This window comes from Streptomyces hazeniae (assembly GCF_031845485.1).
GTDB classification, from domain to species: domain Bacteria; phylum Actinomycetota; class Actinomycetes; order Streptomycetales; family Streptomycetaceae; genus Streptomyces; species Streptomyces hazeniae.
Map to the genome: position 1 here is coordinate 330,292 of NZ_JAVREQ010000001.1, position 23,384 is coordinate 353,675.

19 protein-coding genes, 2 tRNA genes and 1 pseudogene are annotated in these 23,384 nt (G+C 74.0%); 3 read left to right on the forward strand and 19 right to left on the reverse strand.

Annotated elements, in window-relative coordinates; translation table 11 throughout:
- The first annotated feature begins 27 nt into the window (after nucleotides 1-27).
- Complete coding sequence (locus tag RM572_RS01750) at nucleotides 28-507, forward strand: pyridoxamine 5'-phosphate oxidase family protein (RefSeq protein ID WP_311671470.1); 480 nt, start codon at nucleotides 28-30, stop codon at nucleotides 505-507.
- Nucleotides 508-561: 54 nt separating this feature from the next.
- On the opposite strand, the pseudogene RM572_RS01755 reads toward RM572_RS01750, so the two are convergent.
- The 7 genes and pseudogenes from RM572_RS01755 to RM572_RS01785 all read right to left on the reverse strand — a co-directional run.
- Nucleotides 562-3,063 (reverse strand): annotated as a pseudogene (locus tag RM572_RS01755) (ComEC/Rec2 family competence protein); the annotation flags it as partial.
- Nucleotides 3,060-4,352, reverse strand: coding sequence for a ComEA family DNA-binding protein (locus RM572_RS01760; RefSeq protein WP_311671471.1), 1,293 nt, complete (start codon nucleotides 4,350-4,352; stop codon nucleotides 3,060-3,062). The pseudogene RM572_RS01755 and the gene RM572_RS01760, both read right to left, overlap by 4 nt.
- Nucleotides 4,353-4,465: 113 nt before the next feature.
- The gene (locus RM572_RS01765) at nucleotides 4,466-5,410 is read right to left on the reverse strand and encodes a GNAT family N-acetyltransferase (RefSeq protein WP_311671472.1); all 945 of its coding nucleotides are present in this window, start codon (nucleotides 5,408-5,410) and stop codon (nucleotides 4,466-4,468) included.
- Nucleotides 5,411-5,497: 87 nt separating this feature from the next.
- Nucleotides 5,498-6,349 carry a DegV family protein gene (locus RM572_RS01770; protein WP_311671473.1) on the reverse strand — a complete coding sequence of 284 codons (852 nt, stop codon included), beginning with the start codon at nucleotides 6,347-6,349 and terminating at the stop codon, nucleotides 5,498-5,500.
- Nucleotides 6,350-6,429: 80 nt separating this feature from the next.
- Complete coding sequence (locus tag RM572_RS01775) at nucleotides 6,430-7,212, reverse strand: cation:proton antiporter (protein WP_311671474.1); 783 nt, start codon at nucleotides 7,210-7,212, stop codon at nucleotides 6,430-6,432.
- A gap of 187 nt (nucleotides 7,213-7,399) precedes the next feature.
- On the reverse strand, nucleotides 7,400-10,312 hold the full coding sequence (locus tag RM572_RS01780) for a leucine--tRNA ligase (RefSeq protein WP_311671475.1): 2,913 nt from the start codon (nucleotides 10,310-10,312) through the stop codon (nucleotides 7,400-7,402).
- A 323-nt stretch (nucleotides 10,313-10,635) separates the two neighbouring features.
- A tRNA-Ala gene (locus RM572_RS01785) sits at nucleotides 10,636-10,708 on the reverse strand.
- 158 nt (nucleotides 10,709-10,866) lie between these two features.
- Here RM572_RS01785 and RM572_RS01790 point away from each other — a divergent pair.
- Nucleotides 10,867-12,228: a glycosyltransferase 87 family protein gene (locus RM572_RS01790; protein ID WP_311671476.1), complete on the forward strand. Its 1,362-nt coding sequence runs from the start codon at nucleotides 10,867-10,869 to the stop codon at nucleotides 12,226-12,228.
- Here RM572_RS01790 and RM572_RS01795 read toward each other — a convergent pair.
- The 7 genes from RM572_RS01795 to RM572_RS01825 form a co-directional block, all read right to left on the reverse strand.
- Nucleotides 12,207-12,380, reverse strand: coding sequence for a hypothetical protein (locus tag RM572_RS01795; RefSeq protein ID WP_247597743.1), 174 nt, complete (start codon nucleotides 12,378-12,380; stop codon nucleotides 12,207-12,209). The two genes, RM572_RS01790 and RM572_RS01795, sit on opposite strands and share 22 nt — an antisense overlap.
- A 309-nt stretch (nucleotides 12,381-12,689) precedes the next feature.
- Nucleotides 12,690-12,762 (reverse strand) — tRNA-Ala (locus tag RM572_RS01800).
- A gap of 80 nt (nucleotides 12,763-12,842) precedes the next feature.
- Complete coding sequence (locus RM572_RS01805; protein WP_311671813.1) at nucleotides 12,843-13,457, reverse strand: histidine phosphatase family protein; 615 nt, start codon at nucleotides 13,455-13,457, stop codon at nucleotides 12,843-12,845.
- A 74-nt stretch (nucleotides 13,458-13,531) separates the two neighbouring features.
- Nucleotides 13,532-13,945, reverse strand: a complete 414-nt coding sequence (rsfS, locus tag RM572_RS01810; RefSeq protein WP_311671477.1) for a ribosome silencing factor — start codon at nucleotides 13,943-13,945, stop codon at nucleotides 13,532-13,534.
- Between the two features lie 136 nt (nucleotides 13,946-14,081).
- A complete protein-coding gene (locus tag RM572_RS01815) occupies nucleotides 14,082-15,944 on the reverse strand; it encodes a LytR C-terminal domain-containing protein (RefSeq protein ID WP_311671478.1) in 1,863 nt (620 codons plus the stop codon).
- Complete coding sequence (gene nadD / locus RM572_RS01820) at nucleotides 15,941-16,576, reverse strand: nicotinate-nucleotide adenylyltransferase (RefSeq protein WP_027763718.1); 636 nt, start codon at nucleotides 16,574-16,576, stop codon at nucleotides 15,941-15,943. Before nadD ends, RM572_RS01815 begins: the two co-directional genes overlap by 4 nt.
- Before the next feature lie 137 nt (nucleotides 16,577-16,713).
- Nucleotides 16,714-16,890: a hypothetical protein gene (locus RM572_RS01825; protein ID WP_037789969.1), complete on the reverse strand. Its 177-nt coding sequence runs from the start codon at nucleotides 16,888-16,890 to the stop codon at nucleotides 16,714-16,716.
- Nucleotides 16,891-17,127: 237 nt separating this feature from the next.
- Between RM572_RS01825 and RM572_RS01830 the strand changes: the two genes are divergently transcribed.
- A complete protein-coding gene (locus RM572_RS01830; protein WP_311671479.1) occupies nucleotides 17,128-18,204 on the forward strand; it encodes a M48 family metallopeptidase in 1,077 nt (358 codons plus the stop codon).
- A 43-nt stretch (nucleotides 18,205-18,247) separates the two neighbouring features.
- Here RM572_RS01830 and RM572_RS01835 read toward each other — a convergent pair whose 3' ends face one another.
- From RM572_RS01835 to proB, 5 genes are all read right to left on the reverse strand, one after another.
- Nucleotides 18,248-19,342: an SCO2583 family membrane protein gene (locus RM572_RS01835; protein WP_311671480.1), complete on the reverse strand. Its 1,095-nt coding sequence runs from the start codon at nucleotides 19,340-19,342 to the stop codon at nucleotides 18,248-18,250.
- A gap of 128 nt (nucleotides 19,343-19,470) precedes the next feature.
- Complete coding sequence (locus tag RM572_RS01840; protein WP_311671481.1) at nucleotides 19,471-20,085, reverse strand: SCO2584 family spore wall biosynthesis protein; 615 nt, start codon at nucleotides 20,083-20,085, stop codon at nucleotides 19,471-19,473.
- A 91-nt stretch (nucleotides 20,086-20,176) separates the two neighbouring features.
- The gene (locus RM572_RS01845; protein WP_311671482.1) at nucleotides 20,177-21,469 is read right to left on the reverse strand and encodes a glutamate-5-semialdehyde dehydrogenase; all 1,293 of its coding nucleotides are present in this window, start codon (nucleotides 21,467-21,469) and stop codon (nucleotides 20,177-20,179) included.
- A 97-nt stretch (nucleotides 21,470-21,566) separates the two neighbouring features.
- Nucleotides 21,567-22,082: a hypothetical protein gene (locus RM572_RS01850; RefSeq protein ID WP_394813509.1), complete on the reverse strand. Its 516-nt coding sequence runs from the start codon at nucleotides 22,080-22,082 to the stop codon at nucleotides 21,567-21,569.
- A 127-nt stretch (nucleotides 22,083-22,209) separates the two neighbouring features.
- The gene (proB, locus tag RM572_RS01855) at nucleotides 22,210-23,337 is read right to left on the reverse strand and encodes a glutamate 5-kinase (RefSeq protein ID WP_027763714.1); all 1,128 of its coding nucleotides are present in this window, start codon (nucleotides 23,335-23,337) and stop codon (nucleotides 22,210-22,212) included.
- Nucleotides 23,338-23,384: the final 47 nt, after the last annotated feature.

Here is a 23,384-nt window from a genome sequence, read left to right on the forward strand (position 1 = left end):
GCACACGCCATCCCTACGGTGCCGGTCATGACGACGACACGCCCCGCACCCCGCCCGGCCGACCAGCGCAGAGAGGCGGTACTGGAACGTCTGCGCACGGAGGAGGACGTCTGGGTGGCCACGGCCAACCCCCGGGGCGTGCCGTGCCTGGTGCCGCTGTCCGTGCACTGGGACGGTGACGCGGTGTGGCTGTCCACACGGGGCGCCAACCCCACCGGGCGCAACCTCCTGGAGACGTCCGCGGTCCGGATCTCGTTCGGCGACACCCGGGACGTGGTGCTCATCGACGGGTCCGTGGAGGCGTTCTCGCTGGACGAGGTGGACCCGGCGGACGCCGACGCGTTCGCCGCACGCTGCGGCTGGGACCCGCGCCGCGCCAAGCGGCCCGGCTCGCCCTATCTGTACTTCCGCGTCACCCCGACGGACGTGCAGGCGTTCCACGGCGAGCACGAGCTGACGGGGCGCCACCTGATGCGCGACGGCCTGTGGACGGTCCCGGCGGACTGACCGCACCGGAGGTGCGCGGGCCGAGGTGACGGACGGGGTGCCGTCCGGCATGACGGCGACGGCGAGCGCCCCGGAGGTGTCCGTGCGGCGCACCAGGGCGCCGTGGCGGTGCAGCAGACGGAGAGTCTGCGGCGCGGGGTGGCCGTACGGGTTCCCGGCGCCGGCGGACACCAGGGCGATCCGCGGGGCGAGGCGGGCGAGGAGCGCCGGGTCCTGGTAGGCGGAGCCGTGGTGAGCGACCTTGAGGACGTCCACCGGGCCGAGGCCGGGGCGGGTCTCCAGCAGGCGGCGCTGGGCCGGGGGTTCGAGGTCGCCGGGGAGCAGGACCGTGAGCCCGGCGACGCGGACCAGCAGCGTGAGGCTGGCGTTGTTGGCCACGTCCTCGTCCTCCCCCTCCGCCGGGGCGCCGGTGTGCCGCGGCCCCGCGAGTGGCCACAGCACCTCCCAGGAGAGCACGCCGAGGGTGCGTCGCTCGCCCGCCGGGGCACGCACCAGCGGCACTCCCGCCCGTCCCGCGACGCGGTGCACGAACGCGGCCTGGCCGGCGGGTTGCTGCACATGGGTGGCCTGGATGGCGCCGACCTCGCGGCCGCGCAGCGCGCCGGGGAGTCCGGCGACGTGGTCGGCGTGGAAGTGGGTCAGGACGAGGAGCGGGATGGCGGTCACGCCGAGCGTGGTCAGGCACGCGTCCACCGCGTCGGGGTCGGGTCCGGCGTCGACGAGGACGGCGGTCCCGTCGCCCCCCGCGAGGACGACGGCGTCGCCCTGACCGACGTCGCACATCACCAGCCGCCAGTACGGCGGTGGCCATCCGGACAGGGTGCGGGTGAGCGGGGCGGGGCGGGCGAGCGCCGCCAGGAGGAGCAGGGCGACGGCGGCGCAGAGCCAGGGACGGCCCGGCAGGCGGCGTGCCAGGACCGCGAGGGCCAGGACGAGCAGGCTCAGGAGGAGTGCTCCCGGCCAGGTGTCGGGCCAGGGCACGGTGGCTCCGGGCACGGACGCGCCGGTCCGGGCGATGCGGGCGATCGCCGCGGTCGGCCAGCCGCCGAGCCAGGCCAGCCCTTCGGCGAGGGCGGGCGAGAGCGGCGCGGTCAGGAGCGCCGCGAAGCCGAGGACGGTGGCGGGAGCGACGACGAACTCGGCGAGCAGGTTGCAGGGAACGGCGACCAGGCTGACGTGGGCGGCGAGCACGGCGACGACGGGCGCGCAGACCGCCTGTGCGGCGGCGGCCGCGGCGAGGGCTTCGGCCGGCCGTCCCGGAACCCCGCGGCGACGCAGTGCACGGCTCCAGCGCGGGGCGAGAGTGAGGAGCGAGCCGGTCGCGAGAACGGAGAGCAGGAAACCGGGATCACGCGCGAGCCGCGGGTCGTGGAGCACGAGGAGAAGGACGGCGGCGGCGAGGGCGGGAAGCAGGGAACGCCGGCGGCCGGTGCCGATGGCCAGGATGGTGATCAGGCCGCAGGCGGCTGCCCGCAGCACGCTGGGCTGGGGACGGCACACGAGGACGAAGCCGAGCACGACCAGGGCGGCGAGTACGGCGGTGACCCGCAGGGGGATGCCGAGCCGGGGCGCGAGGCCGCGACGTTCCGCGAGGCCGGCTCTGCCCGGCGGTCCGATGAGCAGGACCAGCAGGACGGTCAGGTTTCCTCCGCTGACGGCGAGCAGGTGCAGCATGTCGGTGGCGTGGAAGGCGGCGTCGAGGTCGTCGGGGATGCGGGAGGTGTCGCCGACGACGAGGCCGGGAAGCAGCGCCCGGGGGTCGGGGGCGAGACGGTCCGTGGCGCGGCGGAGACCGGCGCGCAGGTCGCCTGCGAAGCGTTGCAGGGCGGTCGGCGGCCGTACGACGGTGGGTGGTTCGGCGCCTCCCGTGCGGAGGACGGCCGCGATGTCCCGCCCGCCCGCCGAGGCGCGCGGCGGGGCCAGACGCACCTCGGCGCGGAGGCCGGTGGAGGGCAGCAGCCGGCGCCAGCCGGAGGCGGTGCCGTCGTCGCCGTCGACCAGCAGGAGCGCCGGGGTCCGCACGGCGACGGGGTCGGGCGCCGCGGGGGCCGACACCCGGGTGACGTCGACCGGCACGACGAGGACGCCGGGGACGCGCCGGGTGCCGTGGACCCGGGCGTCCGTGCGGTGCGGGTCTCCGGTCACCGTCAACTCGACGGTGGCGTGGGAGTAGTCGGCCGCCAGCTCGGGGAGGGGGCCGCGGCGGGCGTCCGCGGCGTGGAGCGTGGCGGAGGCGGCCCCGGCCGCCGCGCAGACCAGGGTGAGGGCGAGGGCGAGCCGGTTGCCGTGACGCAGGTGCCGGTGCGGGGTGGCCGGGCGGCGGCGCGGACGGAGGAGGACGGTGGCGAGGAGTCCGCAGAGGGCGGCGGCGCCGAGCGCGGTCGCCGTGCCGGGGAGTGCCGGGGCGAGGGCGGCCGCCGCCCATGCGGCGAGGGCGGGTGGCAGGAGCCGGAGGTCGGGTGGGCCCTCCTGGCGGGGGTCTGCGGCACCCAGCGGGTTGCGGGACGCCCGGTGCGCGGGACTGCGAGCGGTACCGGCGGCGGTTCCCCGCGTCACGGCCCGACCCGGGGTCGGAGGTCCGCGAAGCGGGCGGGGCCGATGCCGTCCACCTCGCGGAGCTGGTCGATCGAGGTGAAACCCCCGTGCTCGGTCCGGTAGTCGACGATGTGGCCGGCCAGCACGGGGCCGACCCCGGGCAGCGTCTCCAGTTGTTCGGTGGTGGCGGAGCTCAGGCTGATGCGGGCGGGTGTCGCGCCTGCGCCCGGGGGCACACCGGCCGCGGGAGCGGGCACCGGCCCGCCGACGGCGCGGGCGGCGGGCTCGCCGACCAGGATCTGCTCGCCGTCGACCAGCCGCCGCGCCTGGTTGAGCCCGCCGAGCTGCTTCGGGTCGGTGCCCGGCCGGACTCCCCCGGCCGCTTTCAGGGCGTCCGCGACGCGCGATCCTCGCGGCAGCCGGTGGACCCCGGGCTCCCGGACGTCACCCACGACGTCCACGACGACCGGACCGCCGACGCCGGAGGAGGCCCCGTCCGGTGAGGCGGACGGCGGCGGCAACGGCTCGGCCGCGGCGGCGGCTCGCGGTGCGGCGACGGTCTGGGGACGGCCGGAAAGGAAGTGGTGGACGGCGAAGCCGAGGGCGACGAGGAGCACGAGCCCCAGTGCGGCGAGCGTCTTGGGCTCGACGGCGCAGCGGAGTTGCACCCACAGCGGGAGACGTTCGAGGAGCGCCTCCCGCAACCGCCCCGCGAACGACGGAGATACCGCTGCCGGGACCTCCGGGTCGTCGGCTCCGGAACGGTCGGGCGCGGCACGCCGGGTCGGCGGGTCCGCGTCCGTGGTGTGCGGACCGGCCTCCGGGGTGTGCGGACCGGCGTCCGTGGTGTGCGGACCGGCCTCCGGGGCGCGTTGACCGGCGTCCGGGGCGACGGGTGGAGCGGCGTCGGGCCGGGCAGGCGGTTCCGGGGCACGGCCGCGCTCCCGGGCGGCGGCCACGGCCGCACGGGCGACGGCGATCGCGACGGGCCGGGGCAACGGGGGCGCGAGAGCGGCAGCCCCGTTACCGGGAGGTGTGGAGGTGGCGGTGGTCGCCCGGCGGACGACGCGGGCGCCCCGGCATGCCCGGGAGCGCGCGGGCCACGGCGGTGGCGGGGCGTCGTCCGGGGGTTTCCTCGGCGAGGGCACCTCGGGCAGCGACCTGCCGCCGATCGGCGACAGCAGGGTGTCCGCGCGGCGGCGGACGGACAGGTCGGTGGGGTGCGGTGGTCCGGAGCGGCCGCCGGCACGCGAGCGGTGCCGGCCCCCTCGCCCCGGACCGCGGCTGTCGTGGCGGCTTCGAGTCGTCATGCCACAGGACGCTAGAAGGCGCGGGACGTTCGCGACGGATACGGCCGATTCCGGTGGACGACACCCAAGTTGTGGACAACTTCGTCACCCCAGCGGGGGCGTCCCGCCAGGGGTTACGTTGCTCTGAGGCTCTTTCGGTAGACCGTGGACTGGTGGCGCACCTGCATCCCCATGCGCAGGTACGGCGTGAGCGCGCCGGTCTCGGAGTGCGTCCCGAGGGTGCAGGTCCGTCGACCGTGCCGGTGGAAGGCTCGAAACGCGTGCCGCAGCAGGAGGCGGGCGATCCCTCGGCCTCGGTGATCACGGCGTACGGCGACCTGCTCGATGTAGCCGTCGCCCGTGTCCGTCAGGTCCAATGAGACGACAGCACCCACCAGTTGGTCTCCCGCGAAGGCGAGCGCCGACATGGCAGGAGCGAACGAGGGTCGTTCGACGGTGTGCTGGACCCACTCCTGGTAGGGCATCCGCCGCTGCTGCCATTCGTCGAAAGCGTCCTGGATGAGTTCGTACGCCGCACGCTGGTCGCCGGAGGGGAAGGGTCGGACGCTGACGCCCTCGGGAGGTTCTGGGACCGCAGGCTCATCCGGCATGTCGAACGCGAGGAGCCACTCCGTCACCATCCGTTGATATCCGCGGGAGCGCAGCAGCGCGACAGCCTCCGCATCGTCGTCGGGCACGGTCTGGACGATGTAGTCGCTGCCTGCTTGGACGGCCCGGGCATCGGCCCAGTCCAACAACGCAGCTCCGAGACCGCGTCCGCGGTGCCGGGGGTGCACGTCCACCGCTGAGCGCCGGTTCACCCACGCACGGGCGACCAGTGCTCCTGACGGGTCATGGACGACACGGGTGTCCAGCTCCGGGACGAGGCCCGGCCGTGCGAGCTCGGCGGCGACGAGCCCGGGGTCGCACTGCACCCGGCCCTGGATTTCCCGCTCACACGCCCCCACCAGGTGACAGAGGGCATCGACGTCCTCGGCAGTTGAGGGGCGAGCGCGGTACCCATGCGGCAGCGCCGACGCGAGGTCGAGCGTCGAGGGGCCGTCGGGGGCGGGGCTCATCACGGCTCACGGCCCCCTGAAGCTCTCGACGTCGCCCCGCCGCCGGGTGCAGCGCACGTGGGGCGGCGGGTCCGGGAACAGATCATCTCAGCGGCGGGAGAGTACGACGCCGAGGAGGCCGGGGCCGGTGTGGGCGCCGATCACCGCGCCCACCTCGCTGACGTGCAGGTCGGTCAGGCCCGGGACACGCTCGCGGAGCCGCTGGGCGAGCTGGTCCGCGCGCTCGGGAGCCGCCAGGTGGTGGACGGCCATGTCGACCTGGGCGTCCCCCGAGTGCTCGACGGCGATCTCCTCGAGCCGGGCGATGGCCCGGGACGCGGTGCGCACCTTCTCCAGCATGCCGATGCGGCCGTCCGCCAGCTCCAGCAGCGGCTTGACGGCCAGCGCGGACCCGAACAGCGCCTGCGCGGCGCCGATGCGGCCGCCGCGCCGCAGGTAGTCGAGCGTGTCGACGTAGAAGTACGCCGCCGTCCCCTCGGCGCGTTTCCCGGCCGCCGCCGCCGCGTCGTCCGGTGTCCCGCCCGCCTCGGCGGTCTCGGCCGCGGCCAGGGCGCAGAAGCCCAGCGCCATCGCGACCATGCCGGTGTCGACCACGCGCACCGGCACCGGCGCGTCCCGGGCGGCCAGCACGGCCGCGTCGTAGGTGCCCGACACCTCCGCGGACAGGTGCAGCGACACGATGCCGTCCAGCCCGGGCTGGGATTCGGCGAGGGCGCGGTAGGTGGCGGCGAAGGTTTCCGGGCTGGGCCGGGAGGTGGTGACCGGCCGGTGCTTGCGCAGGGCCTCCGCGAGGGCCGGCGCGGAGATCTCCGTGCCCTCCTCCAGCGCCTCCCCGTCGAGGACGACCGTCAGCGGTACCGCGGTGATGTGGTGCTTCTCCAGCAGCTCCGGGGGCAGGTACGCCGTGGAGTCGGTGACGACAGCGACATGACGGGCCATGCCGGGGAGGCTAGCGCCGGCGCGGGCCGACGTGTGGCACCGGCCCGGTGGTTCGCCCTCCCGCGTACTCACGCCGTCGCTCACCGCGGGTTCTGCGGGCCGTCCCGGTCGACGCCGGGAAGCGTCTGTGCGTCCGACCAGTGCTGCTCGGGCGCGGACTTCTCGGCGTGCTGCGGCTCCGGCCAGTGCGGCTTCTGCGGGGAGTTCTGCTCCTGGGAGTCCGGCTTCTCCAGGCGCGCCGGCTCCGGGGCGGCGGGGGGACCGTGCACTTCGGCGGGCTGCACCCCGGCATCCACGGCTCCGCCCAGGGGCAGGGGTGCGTCACGGAAGCCGCGAAGCGCCCCGGACTCGATCTCGATCTGCTCGCGGAGCGCGTCGAGGCCGTCGTCGTCGTACTGGCGGGCACGGTCCTGGGCAGCGAAGCGGAGCGAGTCGGCGGACTTCTTCAGCGCCGCCGCGCGCTCCCGCGCGTCCGGCAGCCGGGCGGCGATGCGCTCGCGGTCGGGTTCGCGCTCCATGAGAAGGCGCAGCTCGCCGTCGAGCCGCTGGGCGTGACCCTGGAGCTGGTCGAGCAGCGCGGCCGCCTCCCGGAGCGCCGGGTCGTCGGAGGCTCCCGAGGTCAGCGCGGCGCGGGTGCTGTCGAGCGACGTGCGCAGCTCCAGCCGGAGCCGGGCGGCCTCACCGACCGGGCCCGGCTGGGCGGTGCGCGCCTTCAGCGTGGTGTCCTCGACGGTACGGCGGACCTGGGCGCTCGTACGCTCCACGCCGCGGCGGACGGCGCGGGCGGTCTTGAGGGTGACGATCACGCCGAGGGCGGTGAAGAGGACGAAGAGGACGACCAGGGCCCAGATGACGAACTCCACGCCTTGCTCCTTCGGGGTGCGCCGACGGTTGATGGGGGCCGGGTGTGGTGGTGCGGCTCCCCTTCAGCGTAAACGGGCGGGGTGCGGTAGGTGGTTCCTGACGGCGGACGGGACGGTGAGCGCGCCCCGCACCGCCCCCACCCCGTCCGGGACGACGGTGGGGGCGGGCGGCAGGCGCCGCGCCGGATCAGGCCGGGACGATGTTGACCAGCTTCGGGGCCCGGACGATGACCTTCCGGATGCCCGCACCGTCCAGCGCGGAGACGATCGCCGGTTCGGCCAGTGCCGCTGCCTCCAGGTCGGCTTCGGTGACGGAGGGCGAGACCTCCAGGCGGGCCTTGACCTTGCCCTTGACCTGGACGACGCAGGTCACCGTCTCGTCGACCACGTACGCCGGGTCGGCGACGGGGAAGTCCGCGTGGACGACGCTGCCCTCGTGGCCCAGCCGGTGCCACAGCTCCTCGGCGACGTGCGGTGCCAGCGGGGCGACCAGCAGCACCAGGTGCTCGGCGACCGACCGCGGCACCCGCGCCACCTTGGTGACGTGGTTGTTCAGCTCGGTGACCTTGGCGATGGCGGTGTTGAACCGCAGGTCGGACAGGTCCTGGCGGACTCCGTCGATCGCCTTGTGCAGGGCGCGCAGGGTGTCCTCGTCGGGCTCGTCGTCGGTGACGACGACCTCGCCCGTCGTCTCGTCCACGACGTTCCGCCACAGGCGCTGCAGCAGGCGGTACTGGCCGACGACGGCGCGGGTGTCCCACGGCCGGGAGACGTCCAGCGGGCCCATCGCCATCTCGTACAGGCGCAGCGTGTCGGCGCCGTACTCGGCGCAGATCTCGTCCGGGGTCACCGCGTTCTTCAGCGACTTGCCCATCTTGCCCAGCAGCCGGGAGACCTTCTCGCCCTGGTACCAGTAGGCCCCCTCCTGCTCCTCGACCTCGGCGGCAGGCACGGCGATGCCGCGCGCGTCGCGGTAGACGTAGGCCTGGATCATGCCCTGGTTGTACAGCTTGTGGAACGGCTCGGCGGACGAGACGTGGCCCAGGTCGAACAGCACCTTGGACCAGAAACGGGCGTACAGCAGGTGCAGCACGGCGTGTTCGGCGCCGCCCACGTACAGGTCGACGCCGCCGGTGGGCATGCCCTCGCGCGGGCCCATCCAGTACCGCTCGACGGCCGGGTCGACCAGCTTCTGGTCGTTGTGCGGGTCCAGGTAGCGCAGCTCGTACCAGCAGGAACCGGCCCAGTTGGGCATGGTGTTGGTCTCGCGCCGGTAGCGGCGCGGGCCGCGGCCGTCGCCCAGGTCCAGGGTGACGTGCACCCAGTCCTCGTTCCGGGACAGCGGGGTCTCCGGCACGGTGTCGGCGTCGTCCGCGTCGAAGGTGCGCGGCGCGTAGTCCTCGACCTCCGGCAGCTCCAGCGGCAGCATCGACTCGGGCAGCGCGTGCGCGATGCCGTCCTCGTCGTAGACGATCGGGAACGGCTCGCCCCAGTACCGCTGCCGGCTGAACAGCCAGTCGCGCAGTCGGTAGTTGACGGTGCCCTCGCCGATGCCCTGCTCGGCCAGCCACCCGGTGATCTTCGCCTTGGCCTCGGTCACGCCCAGACCGTCCAGGGCCACGCGCGGGCCGGAGGAGTTCACCAGCGCGGCGTCGTAGGAGACGAACGCGTCGTCCCAGGTCGCCGGGTCGGTGCCGCGCCCGTCGGTGGGCTCGACGACGCAGCGCATGGGCAGTTCGAAGGCCCGGGCGAAGGCGAAGTCCCGGCTGTCGTGGGCGGGGACGGCCATGATGGCGCCGGTGCCGTAGCCCATCAGCACGTAGTCGGCGATGAACACCGGCACGCGCTCACCGCTGACCGGGTTCGTCGCGAACGCGCCGGTGAAGACGCCGGTCTTGTCCTTCGCCTCGGCCTGCCGCTCCACGTCGGACTTGCCGGCGGCCTGCGCGCGGTAGGCCTCGACGGCCTCGGCTGGGGTGGCGTGGCCGCCGGTCCACGCCTCACGCGTGCCCTCGGGCCAGGCGTCCGGGACGACGGAGGCGGCGTGGCCCTCGCCCGACACCAGGTCGTGCTCGGGCGCCAGCACCATGTACGTCGCACCGAACAGCGTGTCCTGACGGGTGGTGAAGACGGTGATCGCCGCGTGTTCCTCGCCGTGCGCGGTGTCGACGGGGAAGTCGACGCGGGCGCCCTCGCTGCGGCCGATCCAGTTGCGCTGCTGCAGCTTGATGGCCTCCGGCCAGTCCAGGCCGTCCAGGTCGTCCAGCAGCCGCTCCGCGTAGGCGGTGATGCGCATGTTCCACTGGCGCAGCTTCGCCTTGAAGACGGGGAAGTTGCCGCGCTCGGAACGGCCCTCGGCGGTGACCTCCTCGTTGGCCAGCACGGTGCCCAGACCCGGGCACCAGTTGACCGGGGCGTCGGAGGCGTAGGCCAGCCGGTACGCGCCCAGCAGATCGGCGCGCCCGGCGGCGTCCAGTTCGGCCCAGGGCGCGCGTCCCTCGGGCGTGGGACGCCGGCCGGACGCGAACTCGTCGACCAGGTCGGCGATCGGGCGGGCCCGCTGCGCCTCCGTGTCGTACCAGGAGTTGAAGATCTGCAGGAAGATCCACTGCGTCCACTTGTAGTAGGACGGCTCGATGGTGGCGAACGACCGGCGCTGGTCGTGGCCCAGGCCCAGGCGGCGCAGCTGGGCCTTCATGTTGACGATGTTGGCTTCGGTGGAGACGCGCGGGTGGGTGCCGGTCTGCACGGCGTACTGCTCGGCGGGCAGCCCGAAGGCGTCGAAGCCCAGCGTGTGCAGGACGTTGTGGCCGGTCATCCGCTGGTAGCGGGCGAAGACGTCGGTGGCGATGTAGCCCAGCGGGTGGCCGACGTGCAGACCGGCACCCGACGGGTACGGGAACATGTCCATGATGAACTTCTCGGGCCGGGCGACGGTCTCCTCGTCGCCGCCCAGCGCGCCGCCACCGGGGTTGGGGGCCTCGTACGTCCCCTGCTTGTCCCAGAAGTCCTGCCAGCGTGCCTCGATGTCGGCGGCCAGCGCCGCCGTGTAGCGATGGGGAGCCGTGTTCTGTGCGGCTGCGGTCGTGGTCTCGCTCATCGTCCTCAAAGCTCCATCGGTCGTCTCTGCTCAGGAAACGAAAAATCCCCTCGCACAGGAGGGGACGCCGCGCCGATTCCGACCCTGCCGTTTCCACCACGGCCCTGGGGGTCGGGACTGATCAGCGCGGCCGGCTAAGCAGAAGGCGTACGGCACGCATGCGCACAGGATACCGCACGGCACAAGGGGCTTCCGGTGCGATTCGGGCATCCGGACGAGGCGCGGGAAGCGCCGGTCGACGGACGGGGACGCCGGCGGCGCAGGGGTACGCAGGGGGAACAGCGAAAAGGGCCGCCTCTGCGAGACGGCCCGTCGCCTGTGTGTGGAGCTAAGGAGAATTGAACTCCTGACCTCTTGCATGCCATGCAAGCGCTCTACCAACTGAGCTATAGCCCCGAGTCTGGTCCGACGCGCGAGATGTGAGCAGATCTCCTGCGGTATCCCCGCGACGGCGATGCCTACTGTACACGGCCCACGTGGTGATCCGCCAAATCGGTTCTCGGCCCGCGGGCGTGGCGCCGGGGAGGCTCTGAAGGGCGGTACCGTCGTCCGCCGTGTACCCGCTGCGTCGCCCCCTCCTCGCGAGCGGTCTGCTGTGCCTGGCGTCCTTCGCCCTGTTCTGGACGGCGCAACGGGCGGCGGACGTCTCGCTGATCGACGTGATGGTCTACCGCGCGCAGGGCGAGGCGGTGCTGCGCGGCGAGGACCTGTACGCCCTGCGCACCACTCACGCCGAGCTGCCGGCGACCTACCCGCCGTTCGCCGCCCTGCTGTTCGTGCCGCTGGCCCTGCTGGAGGCCGGCACCCTGCGGACCGTCGCCACGGCGGCGAACCTGGTGCTGCTGGTCCTGGTGGTGCACCTCTCGCTGCGGCTGACGGGCCGCCCGCTGAGCGCGCCGACGACGGCCGCGGCCCTGGCGGTCTCCGCCCTCGCCGTGTGGTGCGAACCGGTGTGGACCACCTTGCGCTACGGGCAGGTCAACCTGCTGCTGGCGGCCCTCGTGCTGTGGGACCTGTCACGGCGCTCCGGGCACCGCTGGGCGGGAATCGGCATCGGCGTGGCGGCGGGGGTGAAGCTCACCCCGGCGCTGTTCGTCGTGCTGCTGGCGCTGGCGGGCGTGGTGGAAGCCTGGCGCCGACAGGGCGGGACGGGGCTGAGCGGGCCCGTCCGCGGGGGAGGACCGGCAGCCGTCCGCACGGCACTCGCGGGGGCGTGGAACGCGCACCTGCGGCAGGCGACGGTCGCCACCGGCACCTTCCTCGGGACGGCCGGACTGGCCGCCACCGTGCTGCCGGGCGACTCGCTCCGCTTCTGGACGGAGATCCTGTTCCGCGCGGACCGCGTGGGAAACGCCGAGGACACCGCGAACCAGTCGCTGCACGGCATGCTGGCCCGCGCCCTGCACACCGGCGATCCGGGTGCGGCGGCGACCGCGCTGTCGGTGGCCGTGGCGGTGGCGGGGCTGGCCGTGGCGGTGGCGGCGCTGCTCGCCGGCTCCCTGCTGCCGCGGTCGCGCGCCTGGGCGGGGACGGCCTGCGCGCTCACGGCGCTGCTGGTCAGCCCGGTCTCCTGGTCGCACCACTGGGTGTGGTGCGTGCCGGTCGCCGTTCTGCTGGGCGCCGAGGCGCTGCACCGCCGCGACGACCGGTGGTGGTGGGGTACGGCGGCCTGCGCGGCGGTGTTCTGCACGTACGCCCTGTGGTGGGTGCCGCACAGCCCCGACCGGGCCGAGCGGCTGGAACTCCGGCAGGGTGCCGGGGAGATGCTGCTCTCGGCCGTCTACCCGCTGACGGGTGCGGCCTTCCTCGCACTCGCGGCGGCGGTGGCCGTGCGCGCAGCCGGGCGGGCAGGCCCCTACCCGGGCGCGCGGGTGGTGCGGGCGCGGAGCGAACTTCAGGCCGTGGCGAAGGAGTAGAAGCGCTTGAGGGTGCAGTGCTCGTCGAGCAGCCGTCCGTAGATGGGCTCGCCGTCCAGCTCGCGGTAGGTCTCGATGGGATCGCCGCGTATGATCAGCGCCCGCGCGCAGTCCTCACACCAGTACTGGTAGCGCTCGTTCGCGGGTTCCATGTCGCGCACCACGGGCGTGCCGCTGCCGCACCAGTCGCATTTCCTGCTGTGCGCGCCCATCCGTCAGCTCCAGGTGTGGCCGCAGGCCGTGCACACGTAGGAAACCCCTCCATTGTCGCCGAGCACCACGGCGACGTCCGATGATCCGCAGGCGGGGCAACTGAGAGACGCGGTCGGCATCGGTCCTGCCTCCCTCGGCGTGCCTCCTTCACCCTGGCGGCGATTCTGCCACGTTACCGGCGCCCGCAGGAGAGGGGACAAAGCAACGATCCCGCCCTGGTGAGGACGGGATCGCGAGGGACCGAACTGTGGAGCTAAGGAGAATCGAACTCCTGACCTCTTGCATGCCATGCAAGCGCTCTACCAACTGAGCTATAGCCCCGTGTCCCCCGGCGCTCGCGCGCCGTGAACGAGTAGAAGCTTAACCGGTGGTCCGCCGGATTGAGAAATCCGCGCCCCGGTTCAGTCGTCGTCGCCGAGGACCGGTTCCGGCAGGGTGCCGGCGTTGTGCTCCTGCAGACGCCAGCCGCGCAGGCTCTCGCCCAGCACCGACCAGCAGCAGTTGGAGAGGCCGCCGAGCGCCTCCCAGGTGCTCGGGTGCAGGCCGAGCAGCCGGCCGATGGTGGTGCGGATGGTGCCGCCGTGACTGACGACGACCAGAGTGCCGCCCTCGGGCAGCTTCTCCGCGTGCCGCTCGACGACGGGTGCGGCCCGGTCGGCGACCTCGGTCTCCAGCTCGCCGCCGCCGCGCCGGACGGGTTCCCCTCGCTTCCAGGCGGCGTACTCCTCGCCGTGGCGCTCGACGATCTCCTCGTGGGTGAGGCCCTGCCAGACGCCCGCGTAGGTCTCCCGCAGGTCGGCGTCGTGGGTGACCTCCAGGCCGGAGAGGCGGGCCAGCTCGGCGGCGGTGGCGCGGGTGCGCTGGAGGTCCGAGGCGATGATCGCCTGCGGCTGGAGGGCGGCGAGCAGCCGCGCGGAACGGCGCGCCTGCGCCACCCCCTCCTCCGTGAGCGCGATGTCGGTGGAGCCCTGGAAGCGGCGCTCGAGGTTCCATGCGGTCTGGCCGTGCCGCCACAGGACGACGCGCCGCCCCGTGGGGGCGAGACGCCCGTTGGAGACCGGGCGCCCGGCCGGGGGCGGGGTGGCGGCGGTCACGGGGCGTCCTCCGCCTCCGCCTGCTCGCCCTTGCCCCGGGTCGCCTTGGCGTCCTCCGGCAGATCCAGCTCCGGGCAGTCCTTCCAGAGGCGTTCCAGCGCGTAGTAGACACGCTCCTCGCTGTGCTGCACGTGCACGACGATGTCGACGTAGTCCAGCAGCACCCAGCGGCCCTCGCGCTCGCCTTCCCGGCGGGCCGGCTTGGCGCCGTGCTCCTTCAGCAGGCGCTCCTCGACGGCGTCGACGACCGCCTTGACCTGGCGGTCGTTGGGGGCCGAGGCGAGGAGGAACGCGTCGGTGAGGGTCAGGACGTCGCTCACGTCGTAGGCGACGACGTCGTGGGCCAGCTTGTCGGCGGCGGCCTGGGCGGCGGCGTTGATCAGCTCGACGGAACGGTCGGTGGCGGTCACAGGCAGTGCTTTCGGTCGCGGGTGGGCGGGATGGTGGTGCCGTCCCTCAGGATCTCACGCCTCGCCGACGGCCCCGCCGAGGCCCGGGCAGGGCCGTCGGCAGGGCGCGCGGCGGAGCGGTGTGCGGTGCCGCGACTCAGCCGTCGTAGTCCTGGCCGAGCACGACGGTGACGTCCGCGTTGCCCGCCGCGTCGCCCTTCCGTACCGCGTCGTCGGGGAGGCCGAGGGTCTTCGCGACCGCCTGGGCCCGCTCCTTCTGCGCGGCGTCCGCGTACAGCACCTTCGAGGTCTTCTCGGTCCCGTCGGCCTCCGAGGCGCCCACGACGCTGAAGCCGCCGTTGACCAGCGTCACACGCGCGGCGTCGTCGGCGCCCTCGTCGCCAGCGGCGTTGCGCAGGGAGACGCGCGGCGCGGCGTCGGGGTCGGAGTTCTGTACGGTGCCGCCGAGCACGTCCTTGACCACGCCGTCGCCGGCCTCGGCGCTGAGCGTGCCGTCCGGCTCGGCGGGCAGCACCCGGGTCTCGTACGCGTCGGCCTGGGCGCGCGCCGCCAGCGAGGCAAGCGACGCGCCGAGGGACGCCTGGGAGAGCGACGGGTCCAGGATCTGACCGAGGGCCTCGACGGTCTTGGTGGCGGAGGCCTTGTCCGTGGACATCTGGTCCAGCACGGCCTCCATCACCTGGCCGAAGCGCTCCAGCTGGGCCGTCCTGGGCTCGGCGTCCTCACGGTGGGTCGCGTAGGCGACGGCGGCGCGGCCGTCCAGCTCGCGGTCCCGTCCCTTCTCGACCAGCGGGTCGTCGCCCTTCTTGTCACCCCGGACGGTGGCGTCGACGTCCAGCGTCACGCCGCCGACGGCGTCCACGAGGGTCTCCAGGAAGGGGGTGTCCAGGCGCCAGGTGCCCTTGATGTCGGCACCGAGGAGCTGGCTGAGGGCGTCCCGGGTGGGGGTGGCGCCCTCGGACTCGACCGACTTGCCGAGGGTGGTGGTCGAACCGTCGGACGTGGTGACGGCGAGGGAGTTCGGGAGGAGCAGGGTGGTGCCCTGCTCGGTGGTGGCGTTGTCGACCAGCAGCGCCGTGGCGTTGGCCTCGCTGTCCGGGTCCCGCAGGTGCACCACCAGCACGTCGCGCTGCTGTCCGGCGGCCGGGCCACCCGCTCCGGGGCCGCCGTCGAGTCCGGGCAGCTTGCCCGCCCACCAGAGGTAGCCGACACCGCCGAGCAGAGCCATCACCAGAAGGATCACCAGCGCGCGCTTCCGGTTGCGGCCGCGCCGTTTGGCCTCCTCCCTGCGCTCGGTGCGGCTCTCGCTGAACTTCAGCCAGTCGATGACGTCCTCGGACTCCTCCGCTTCCTCCTCGACGAACGAGAACTGGTCGGTGTCGTACGCGTCGGCGTCAGGGCCGGTGCCACGGCGTGCGGCGCCCGTACGTTCCGCCGCGGGCGGCGGGGACTGCGCGGGCACGGTACCCGCGCCGGTGTCGGCGGCGGGACCGTACGGGTCATAGCTTTCCGGGGCCGCCGGGGCGCCGTACGGCCGGCCGGCGTACGGATCGGTCACCGGAGGGATCGACCCCGTCTGCGTCCCGTACGGATCCGTCACCGGAGGGACCGACCCCGTCTGCGTCCCGTACGGATCCGTCACCGGAGGGACCGACCCCGTCTGCGTCCCGTACGGATCCGTCACCGGAGGGACCGACCCCGTCTGCGTCCCGTACGGGTCGTAGGCGTAGGCGTCGAAGGTCCCGGTGTCGTACGTCCCGGTGTCGTAGCCGCCGGTGCCGTACGTCCCGGCGCCCTGGCCGGTGCCACCGTAGGCGCCCGCGTCGTACGGCTGCCCGTAGCCGTACTCCTGGGTGCCGGTCTGCTGCCTGCCACCGCCCTGTCCTGCCGGGTCCTGGGCGTAGACGGGGCGGCCGTACTCGTCGTATCCGAGGATCCGCGGCTGCTGCCCGTCGTACGGGTTCCACCCGTGGTCGTCGCTGTCGTGGGGTTGGCTCACGTCCCGGCCGCCTCCTCTCCCCCGTCTCGGTACAGCTGCCGCTTGTTGATGTAGCGCACTACACCGTCGGGCACCAGGTACCAGACGGGGTCGCCGGCCTCGACGCGGGCGCGGCAGTCGGTCGAGGAGATGGCCAGCGCGGGCACCTCGATCAGCGAGACGCCGCCGTCCGGCAGCCCGGGGTCGGCCAGGGCGTGACCGGGCCGGGTGACGCCGATGAAGTGGGCGAGGGAGAACAGCTCCTCGGCGTCACGCCAGGTGAGGATCTGGCCGAGCGCGTCGGCGCCGGTGATGAAGAACAGCTCCGCCTGGGGGCGCCGGGCCCGCAGCTCGCGCAGCGTGTCGATGGTGTACGTGCGGCCGGGCCGGTCGATGTCGATCCGGCTGACGGAGAACTGCGGGTTGGACGCGGTGGCGATGACCGTCATCAGGTACCGGTCCTCGGCCGGGGACACCTGCTGGTGGCTCTTCTGCCACGGCTGTCCGGTGGGCACGAACACCACTTCGTCCAGCTCGAACCGCGCTGCCACCTCGCTGGCGGCGACCAGGTGGCCGTGGTGGATCGGGTCGAAGGTCCCGCCCATCACCCCCAGCCGCCGTGCGCCGGTGCCGGGCACTATGTGCTCTCCCATGCGAGCCGACCCTAGCCTCTCTTCTCCTCGCGGCCCATCCTCCGCCTGGCGGGGTGCGGCGCCGCCGCGGTGGCCGGCCGCGGCCCCCGTCCGGACGAGCGCCGGGCGGGAGGCCCGGCGACCCGGTCGGGGGCGGGTCAGCGGTCGCGGTTGAAGCGGGTGGTGATCCAGAGGAGGAGCAGCAGGGCGAGCAGCGCGCCGCCGCCGGTGACGTACGGGCTGAGGCTGGAGTGCTCGCCACCGTGCTCGGCGCCGGTTCCACCGCCGGAGGCGAGGACGACGAGGGTGCTGTGCGCGGAGCTGATCAGAGTCATGGCTGCTTCGAACCGTCCCGGTGAGAGTGTGCAGGGGGCGTGCGGTCTTCCGCGCCACATCGTATGCGTCCGCCCTCCGGGGGCTCACGCCGACCGGTCCCCCGGACCTCCCGGCGGCCACGGCGGACCCGAGGCCCGGTCATGGCGGGGCGCGTTCGTCGCAACCCGGGAACAGTCCCGGCCGCTCGCGGGCCGTTCGGACTACGCTGGGTGTTCCAGCCGACGAGGGGGAGCACCATGACAGAAGGCAACGACAGCGCCCGGCACCTGCCCGGACGGGAGCGGCGCCGTTTCCCCGGGATCTCGTCCCGGGCCTACGAACACCCCGCTGACCGCTCCGCCCTGGTGGCGCTGCGCAAACTCAGCGGCTTCGACACCGTCTTCAAGGCGCTCAGCGGCCTGCTGCCCGAGCGGAGCCTGCGACTGCTGTTCCTCTCCGACTCGGTGCGGGTGGGGGACGAGCAGTTCGCGCACCTCCATCACATGCTGCGGGACGCCTGCTACATCCTGGACCTGGAGAAGGTCCCTCCGATGTACGTCAACCAGGACCCGAAGCCGAACGCCATGTGCATCGGCATGGACGAGCCGATCATCGTGGTGACGACCGGGCTGGTCGAACTCCTCGACGAGGAGGAGATGCGGGCGGTCGTCGGGCACGAGGTCGGTCACGCGCTGTCCGGTCACTCCGTGTACCGCACCATCCTGCTGTTCCTCACCAACCTGGCACTGAAGGTCGCCTGGATCCCGCTGGGGAACGTGGCGATCATGGCGATCGTGACCGCGCTGCGCGAGTGGTTCCGCAAGTCCGAACTGTCCGCGGACCGGGCCGGTCTGCTGGTGGGCCAGGACATCCAGGCGTCGATGCGCGGCCTGATGAAGCTGGCCGGCGGCAACCACCTGCACGAGATGAACGTCGACGCGTTCCTGAAGCAGGCCGACGAGTACGAGGCGGGCGGCGACCTGCGGGACTCCGTCCTGAAGATCATGAACGTGCTGCCGCGCAGCCACCCGTTCACCACCGTGCGCGCCGCCGAGCTGCGCAAGTGGGCCGCGACCCGCGAGTACCAGCGGATCATGGACGGGCACTACGACCGGCGGGAGGACGACGGCGACACCTCGGTCGCCGACTCCTTCCGGCAGTCCGCGAACCACTACTCCGAGACCGTGCGGAACAGCAAGGACCCGCTGATGGGGCTGGTCCGCGACATCGCCGGGGGCGCCGGTGACCTGGGCGGGAAGCTGCGGGACAGCTTCACCGGCCGCCGGCAGAACGGCTCCGCGGGCGGTCAGGACGAGACCGGCAGCACCTCGTAGCCGACGCCGTCCCCGGCCCGCCGCGGCGGGCCGGGGAGGGACGTCAGCCGGTGCGGGCAGGGTCGGGCATGGCGCTGCGCGCCAGCACTCCGCAGACGGCACCGCGGGAGTCGTCCCTCGCGTACGGGTCGGTGCCGGCCGGGAGGTCGTCGCCGGCCCGCTCCCCCGCCAGCAGCGGGACGAGGGTGTCGGCGTGGCCTGCGGAACAGGCCATCGGCCCGGCCCGTACCGACACGCTCCGCACCTGGAGCTGGTGCTCGGTGAGGTCTTCCCGGTGGAAGTGGAACCGGACCTCGCGGCGCACCGTGAACAGCGAGGCGTCGGAGGCGTCGGCGCTGCCCTGCGGGTGCAGGGCGTACACGAAGACATGGTCGGCGGTGACCTCGAGCGCGTTGCGGTGGATCTCCTCGACCGACAGCGTGCCGTTCACCCGCACCTCCGGGGCGGCGAGGGCCACCCGCCCGGGGTCGAACCGCACCATCCAGCCGGTGAGGGCGTGCCGGCCGTCGCTGCGCGGCCGGTCGACGCTCCGCTCGAACTGGGCACCCTGGCCGGGGTCCAGCATCAGCCGCACGGACCGCACCTCCCCACCGGTGAGCACCGCCGGGTCCAGGGAGCTGGCGACGACGTAGTCCTTGGCCCCGGTGAGCGCGGCCAGCACCTGGTTCTCGGTGAAGTGGTCCGTGCGGTACGTCGAGGGCAGGGTCACGCCGTCCGCTCCGGTGCGGTATGCGGCGGCGGGCGAGTGGGCGAACAGGTCCTCCGGCGTGGAGCCGGGCACTGCGTCGCGCGGCGCGAGCGGCACGGTCGCCATCCGGGCCGGCTGGGCGGGCGACGGGGCGGGGTCCGGCAGTGGGTTGCGCACGCCCATGTACACGGCGGTGCCGAAGGCGAGCACGATGAGCAGGACGAGTACCAGGCCCTGCCGCGAGGCGCTGCGGGCGGGCGGCTCCTCGCTCGGGGGACGGCTGCGGACGGCGGCGTGGTCCTCGTCGTCCATCCGCTCCTGGGCGGAGTACTCCTGCAGCCGCGCGGCATCGACGAACGACTCGTCGAAGACGACGGAGCGGTATTCGTCGTCTCCGCCGCCGGGGACGCCCTCGACCGGTCCCTCCGGAGGCTTGCCACGACCTGCCATATGAAAAGGGTAGGTCGCGGCGGGGCTCGGTAAACGCGCGCCTGTGGGCGACTTCGGCCGGGATCACGGGCTGAGGAGAAGTCGCCCGCCGTTCACCCGTTCGAGTGATTGCCGCCCCGGAGGACCGTTCAGGAACCCGGCCCGGCCTCGCCGACGCGGTCCTCGACGCGGTCCTCGACGGGGAGCCCGACGCCGCGGCTCGGCGGCGGCGGGGCCGGCTCGTCGCGCTCGCCCGCGGCGCCCCGGTAGACCGCCGCGAAGGCGAGGGCGACCATGCCCACGCCCATCACCACGGCCAGCACCCAGGCGACCGGCCGCTGCCAGCGCACGTGCCCCCGGTACGGCCGCGGTCCGGCCGCCGCGTCGTACGGACCGTCCCCGTCCCCGTACCCGTCGCCGTCGTCGTCGCCGTAGGTTCCGGGGTCGTACCCGCGGCGATGACGGCGGCCGTAGCCGAAGCCGTAGCCGTGGGTGGTGTCGTCCGCGTCCGGGTCGTAGTGGAGGTCGTCGTCGTGGGGCGGGCCGTAGACGTAGCCGTCGTCGTACGGGCGGGGCACTTCGGACTCGGCGTGCGACTGGGCCGCGGCGAGCATCCGCTCGGCCGCGCTCGGCTCGTGGATCCCCGCCGCCCGGACGAAGTCCTCGTCGAGGACCACGGCCGCGAACTCCTCGTCCGCGGTTCCGTGGTCGTCCTCGGGTTCCTGGCCATCCGGGAACGGCTGGCCCCCCACATCCTCCGGCACGTCGTCCAGCGTAGTGCGAATCGGGCGATGTGGGCAGGGAGAACGGGAATCCGGCGGGAACCGGACAGTGCGCCGGGACTCCGGCCGGGCCTCAGTCGCGCACGTGGCCGGAACCGGTCACCACGTACTTGGTCGAGGTCAGCTCCGGCAGGCCCATGGGGCCCCGGGCGTGCAGCTTCTGGGTGGAGATGCCGATCTCGGCACCGAAACCGAACTGGCCGCCGTCGGTGAAACGGGTGGAGGCGTTCACCATCACCGCGGTGGAGTCGACCAGTGCGGTGAACCTGCGGGCGGCCTCGGTGTCGCCGGTCACGATGGCCTCGGTGTGTCCGGAGGTCCAGCTGCGGATGTGGGCGACCGCGGCGTCCAGCGAGGGCACGACGGCGGCGGCGATCTCGTAGCCCAGGTACTCGGTGGCCCAGTCCTCGTCGGTGGCGGGGACGACCGCGGTGTCCGCCTTCTGCCAGGCCGCGTCCCCGTGCACGGTCACCCCTGCCTCGCGCAGCGCGGCGAGCGCGCGCGGCAGGAACTCCTCCGCGACGTCGGCGTGGACCAGCACCGTCTCGGCGGCGTTGCACACGCTGGGGCGCTGCGCCTTGCTGTTGACCAGGATGCGCAGCGCCATGTCGAGGTCCGCGCGGGCGTCGACGTAGACGTGGCAGTTGCCGACGCCGGTCTCGATCACCGGGACGGTCGACTCCTCCACGACGGTGCGGATCAGCGAGGCGCCGCCGCGGGGGATCAGCACGTCGACCAGGCCGCGGGCGCGCATCAGCTCCCGTATCGCGTCGCGGCTCTCGCCGGGCACCAGCTGCACCGCGTCGGCGGGGAGCCCGGCGCCCGCCACGGCGTCCCGGAGCACTCCGACCAGCGCCGTGTTGGAGGCGTACGCGGACGAGGAGCCGCGCAGCAGCACGGCGTTGCCGGACTTCAGGCACAGCGCGGCGGCGTCCACGGTGACGTTGGGCCGGGCCTCGTAGACGATGCCGACGACGCCGAGCGGGACGCGTACCTGCCGCAGCTCGAGCCCGTTCGGCAGCGTGGAGCCGCGTACGACCTCGCCCACCGGGTCGGGCAGCGCGACGACGTCCCGCACGTCGGCGGCGATGGCCGCGATGCGCTCGGGGGTGAGGGTGAGGCGGTCGACGATCGCGTCGGCCGTGCCGGCGGCCTGCGCGCGGGACACGTCCTCCGCGTTCGCGGCGACGATCTCCGCGCTGCGGGCGACCAGCGCGTCCGCCACCGCGAGCAGCGCGGCGTCCCGGGGGGTGCGCGGCAGCGGGGCCAGCGCGGCGGCCGCAGCGCGGGCGCGGCGGGCGGTCGCGGTGACGGGCGTGTCCGGAGGGGTCTCCGGGGATGCGGCCCCGGCTGCGCTGGTGCTCATGTGTGCAGCCTAGCGAGCCTGCGGTGGCCTTCCGGGCGTTCGTCCACCGTGCGAGACGGCCCCGGCACGGCGGGTGAGGCCGGGCACCGAACAGGTCCTAGAAGGGATGGACGCCGACCGGGGTGGCGGGGGCGGGCCCGTGACCCTGCGCGACGCGCTGGCGGTAGGTGTCCCGGCCGATGACCTCCAGGCCGACGATCTCCCACGGCGGCAGCTTCGCGGTCGAGCGGTGCTCGCCCCACAGCCGCAGCGCGACTGCCGCGGCGTCGTGCAGGTCCCGCGCCTCCTCCCAGTAGCGGATCTCCGCGTGGTCGCCTGCGTACCGGCTGGTCAGCAGGAACGGGTGGTCGTGCGCGAGCTGCTCCAGCCCCCGCCGCACCTCCCGCAGCGGAGCCTCCACGCCCGCGACGCTGAGGGTCACGTGCCACAGCCGGGAGGTCCCGGGCTGCTCGACCGGCGTGCCGGGCACGGGCCCCGGGAAGGGCCGACGGCCCACCGTCTCGACGCTGGCGAGTCGTCTCACCGGGCCTCCTGTGGGGTGCGCAGTCCTGCGGGCGTCTGCGGGGGGCGACGTCCGGCGGACCGCGTCCTTCGCACGGCCCTCCCTCGGCAGTCGACCAGCCCGCGAGCGACCGCGTGGCCTTTTTACCGAAGCCGACCGGTCGATGACGGGACTTTCGCCGATCCCGCCCGTACGTGGCCGCTCGGCGACGTCCTCGGGGCCGCCCGGAGGGGGCGGTTCACGAACGCAGCAGCACCAGGTCGTCCCTGTGTACGACCTCGCGTTCGTACGCCGGGCCGAGCTCGCGGGCGAGTTCGCGGGTGGAGCGTCCGATCAGCCGGGGGATCTCGCGGGCGTCGAAGTTGACCAGTCCGCGTGCCACGGCGCGCCCCGCGTCGTCCCGCAGCTCCACCGGGTCGCCGGCGGTGAAGTCGCCCTCGACGCGGGAGATGCCCGCCGGGAGCAGCGAGGAGCGGCGGTGCACCACCGCGTCGACCGCGCCGTCGTCCAGCACCAGGGCGCCGCGCGGGGTGCTGGCGTGCGCCAGCCAGAGCAGCCGCCCAGCGGTGCGGCGGCCGGTGGGGTGGAAGTAGGTGCCGGACTCGCGGCCGGCGAGGGCGTCGGCGGCCCGGCTCGCCGAGGTGAGCACAACGGGCACGCCCGCGGCGGCGGCGATGCGGGCGGCTTCGACCTTGGTGACCATGCCGCCGGTGCCGACGCCCGCGCCGCCCGCCGAGCCGATCTCCACCCCGGCGAGCTGCGCCGGGCCGGTGACCTCGGCGATCCGGCGGGTGCCGGGGGTGGCCGGGTCGCCGTCGTAGAGGCCGTCCACGTCGGAGAGCAGCACCAGCAGGTCGGCGCGCACCAGGTGGGCGACGAGGGCGGCGAGCCGGTCGTTGTCCCCGAAGCGGATCTCGTCGGTGGCGACGGTGTCGTTCTCGTTGACCACCGGCACCGCGCCCATCGCCAGCAGCTGGTCCAGGGTGCGGTAGGCGTTGCGGTAGTGGGCGCGGCGGCTGGTGTCGTCCTCGGTGAGCAGCACCTGTCCGACGCGCCGGCCGTGCCGGGCGAACGAGGCGGTGTAGCGGGCGACGAGGAGCCCCTGGCCGACGCTGGCGGCGGCCTGCTGGCGGGCCAGGTCGCGGGGGCGGCGGTCCAGGCCCAGCGGCGCCAGTCCGGCGGCGATCGCCCCGGAGGAGACCAGGACGATCTCCCTGCCGCGGTCCGCACGGCCGCCGTGCGGGGCGTCCAGGTGCCGGGCGAGGACGTCGACGAGGGCGTCCACGCGGTCGGCGTCCAGGCCGCCGGCAGCCGTGGTGAGCGACGAGGAGCCGACCTTGACCACGATCCGGCGGGCGTCCGCCACGTCCTGCCGCCGCCCTGTGTCCCGTACCACCCTCGGCCCTCTCCACC

Excerpts from the sequence above, each read along its gene's own strand:
- RM572_RS01750 (WP_311671470.1), top strand. The coding sequence starts at position 28 with ATGACGACGACACGCCCCGCACCCCGCCCGGCCGACCAGCGCAGAGAG.
- RM572_RS01760 (WP_311671471.1), bottom strand. The coding sequence starts at position 4,352 with ATGACGACTCGAAGCCGCCACGACAGCCGCGGTCCGGGGCGAGGGGGC.
- RM572_RS01765 (WP_311671472.1), bottom strand. The coding sequence starts at position 5,410 with ATGAGCCCCGCCCCCGACGGCCCCTCGACGCTCGACCTCGCGTCGGCG.
- RM572_RS01770 (WP_311671473.1), bottom strand. The coding sequence starts at position 6,349 with ATGGCCCGTCATGTCGCTGTCGTCACCGACTCCACGGCGTACCTGCCC.
- RM572_RS01780 (WP_311671475.1), bottom strand. The coding sequence starts at position 10,312 with ATGAGCGAGACCACGACCGCAGCCGCACAGAACACGGCTCCCCATCGC.
- RM572_RS01795 (WP_247597743.1), bottom strand. The coding sequence starts at position 12,380 with ATGGAACCCGCGAACGAGCGCTACCAGTACTGGTGTGAGGACTGCGCG.
- nadD (WP_027763718.1), bottom strand. The coding sequence starts at position 16,576 with ATGGGAGAGCACATAGTGCCCGGCACCGGCGCACGGCGGCTGGGGGTG.
- RM572_RS01825 (WP_037789969.1), bottom strand. The coding sequence starts at position 16,890 with ATGACTCTGATCAGCTCCGCGCACAGCACCCTCGTCGTCCTCGCCTCC.
- RM572_RS01830 (WP_311671479.1), top strand. The coding sequence starts at position 17,128 with ATGACAGAAGGCAACGACAGCGCCCGGCACCTGCCCGGACGGGAGCGG.
- RM572_RS01835 (WP_311671480.1), bottom strand. The coding sequence starts at position 19,342 with ATGGCAGGTCGTGGCAAGCCTCCGGAGGGACCGGTCGAGGGCGTCCCC.
- RM572_RS01845 (WP_311671482.1), bottom strand. The coding sequence starts at position 21,469 with ATGAGCACCAGCGCAGCCGGGGCCGCATCCCCGGAGACCCCTCCGGAC.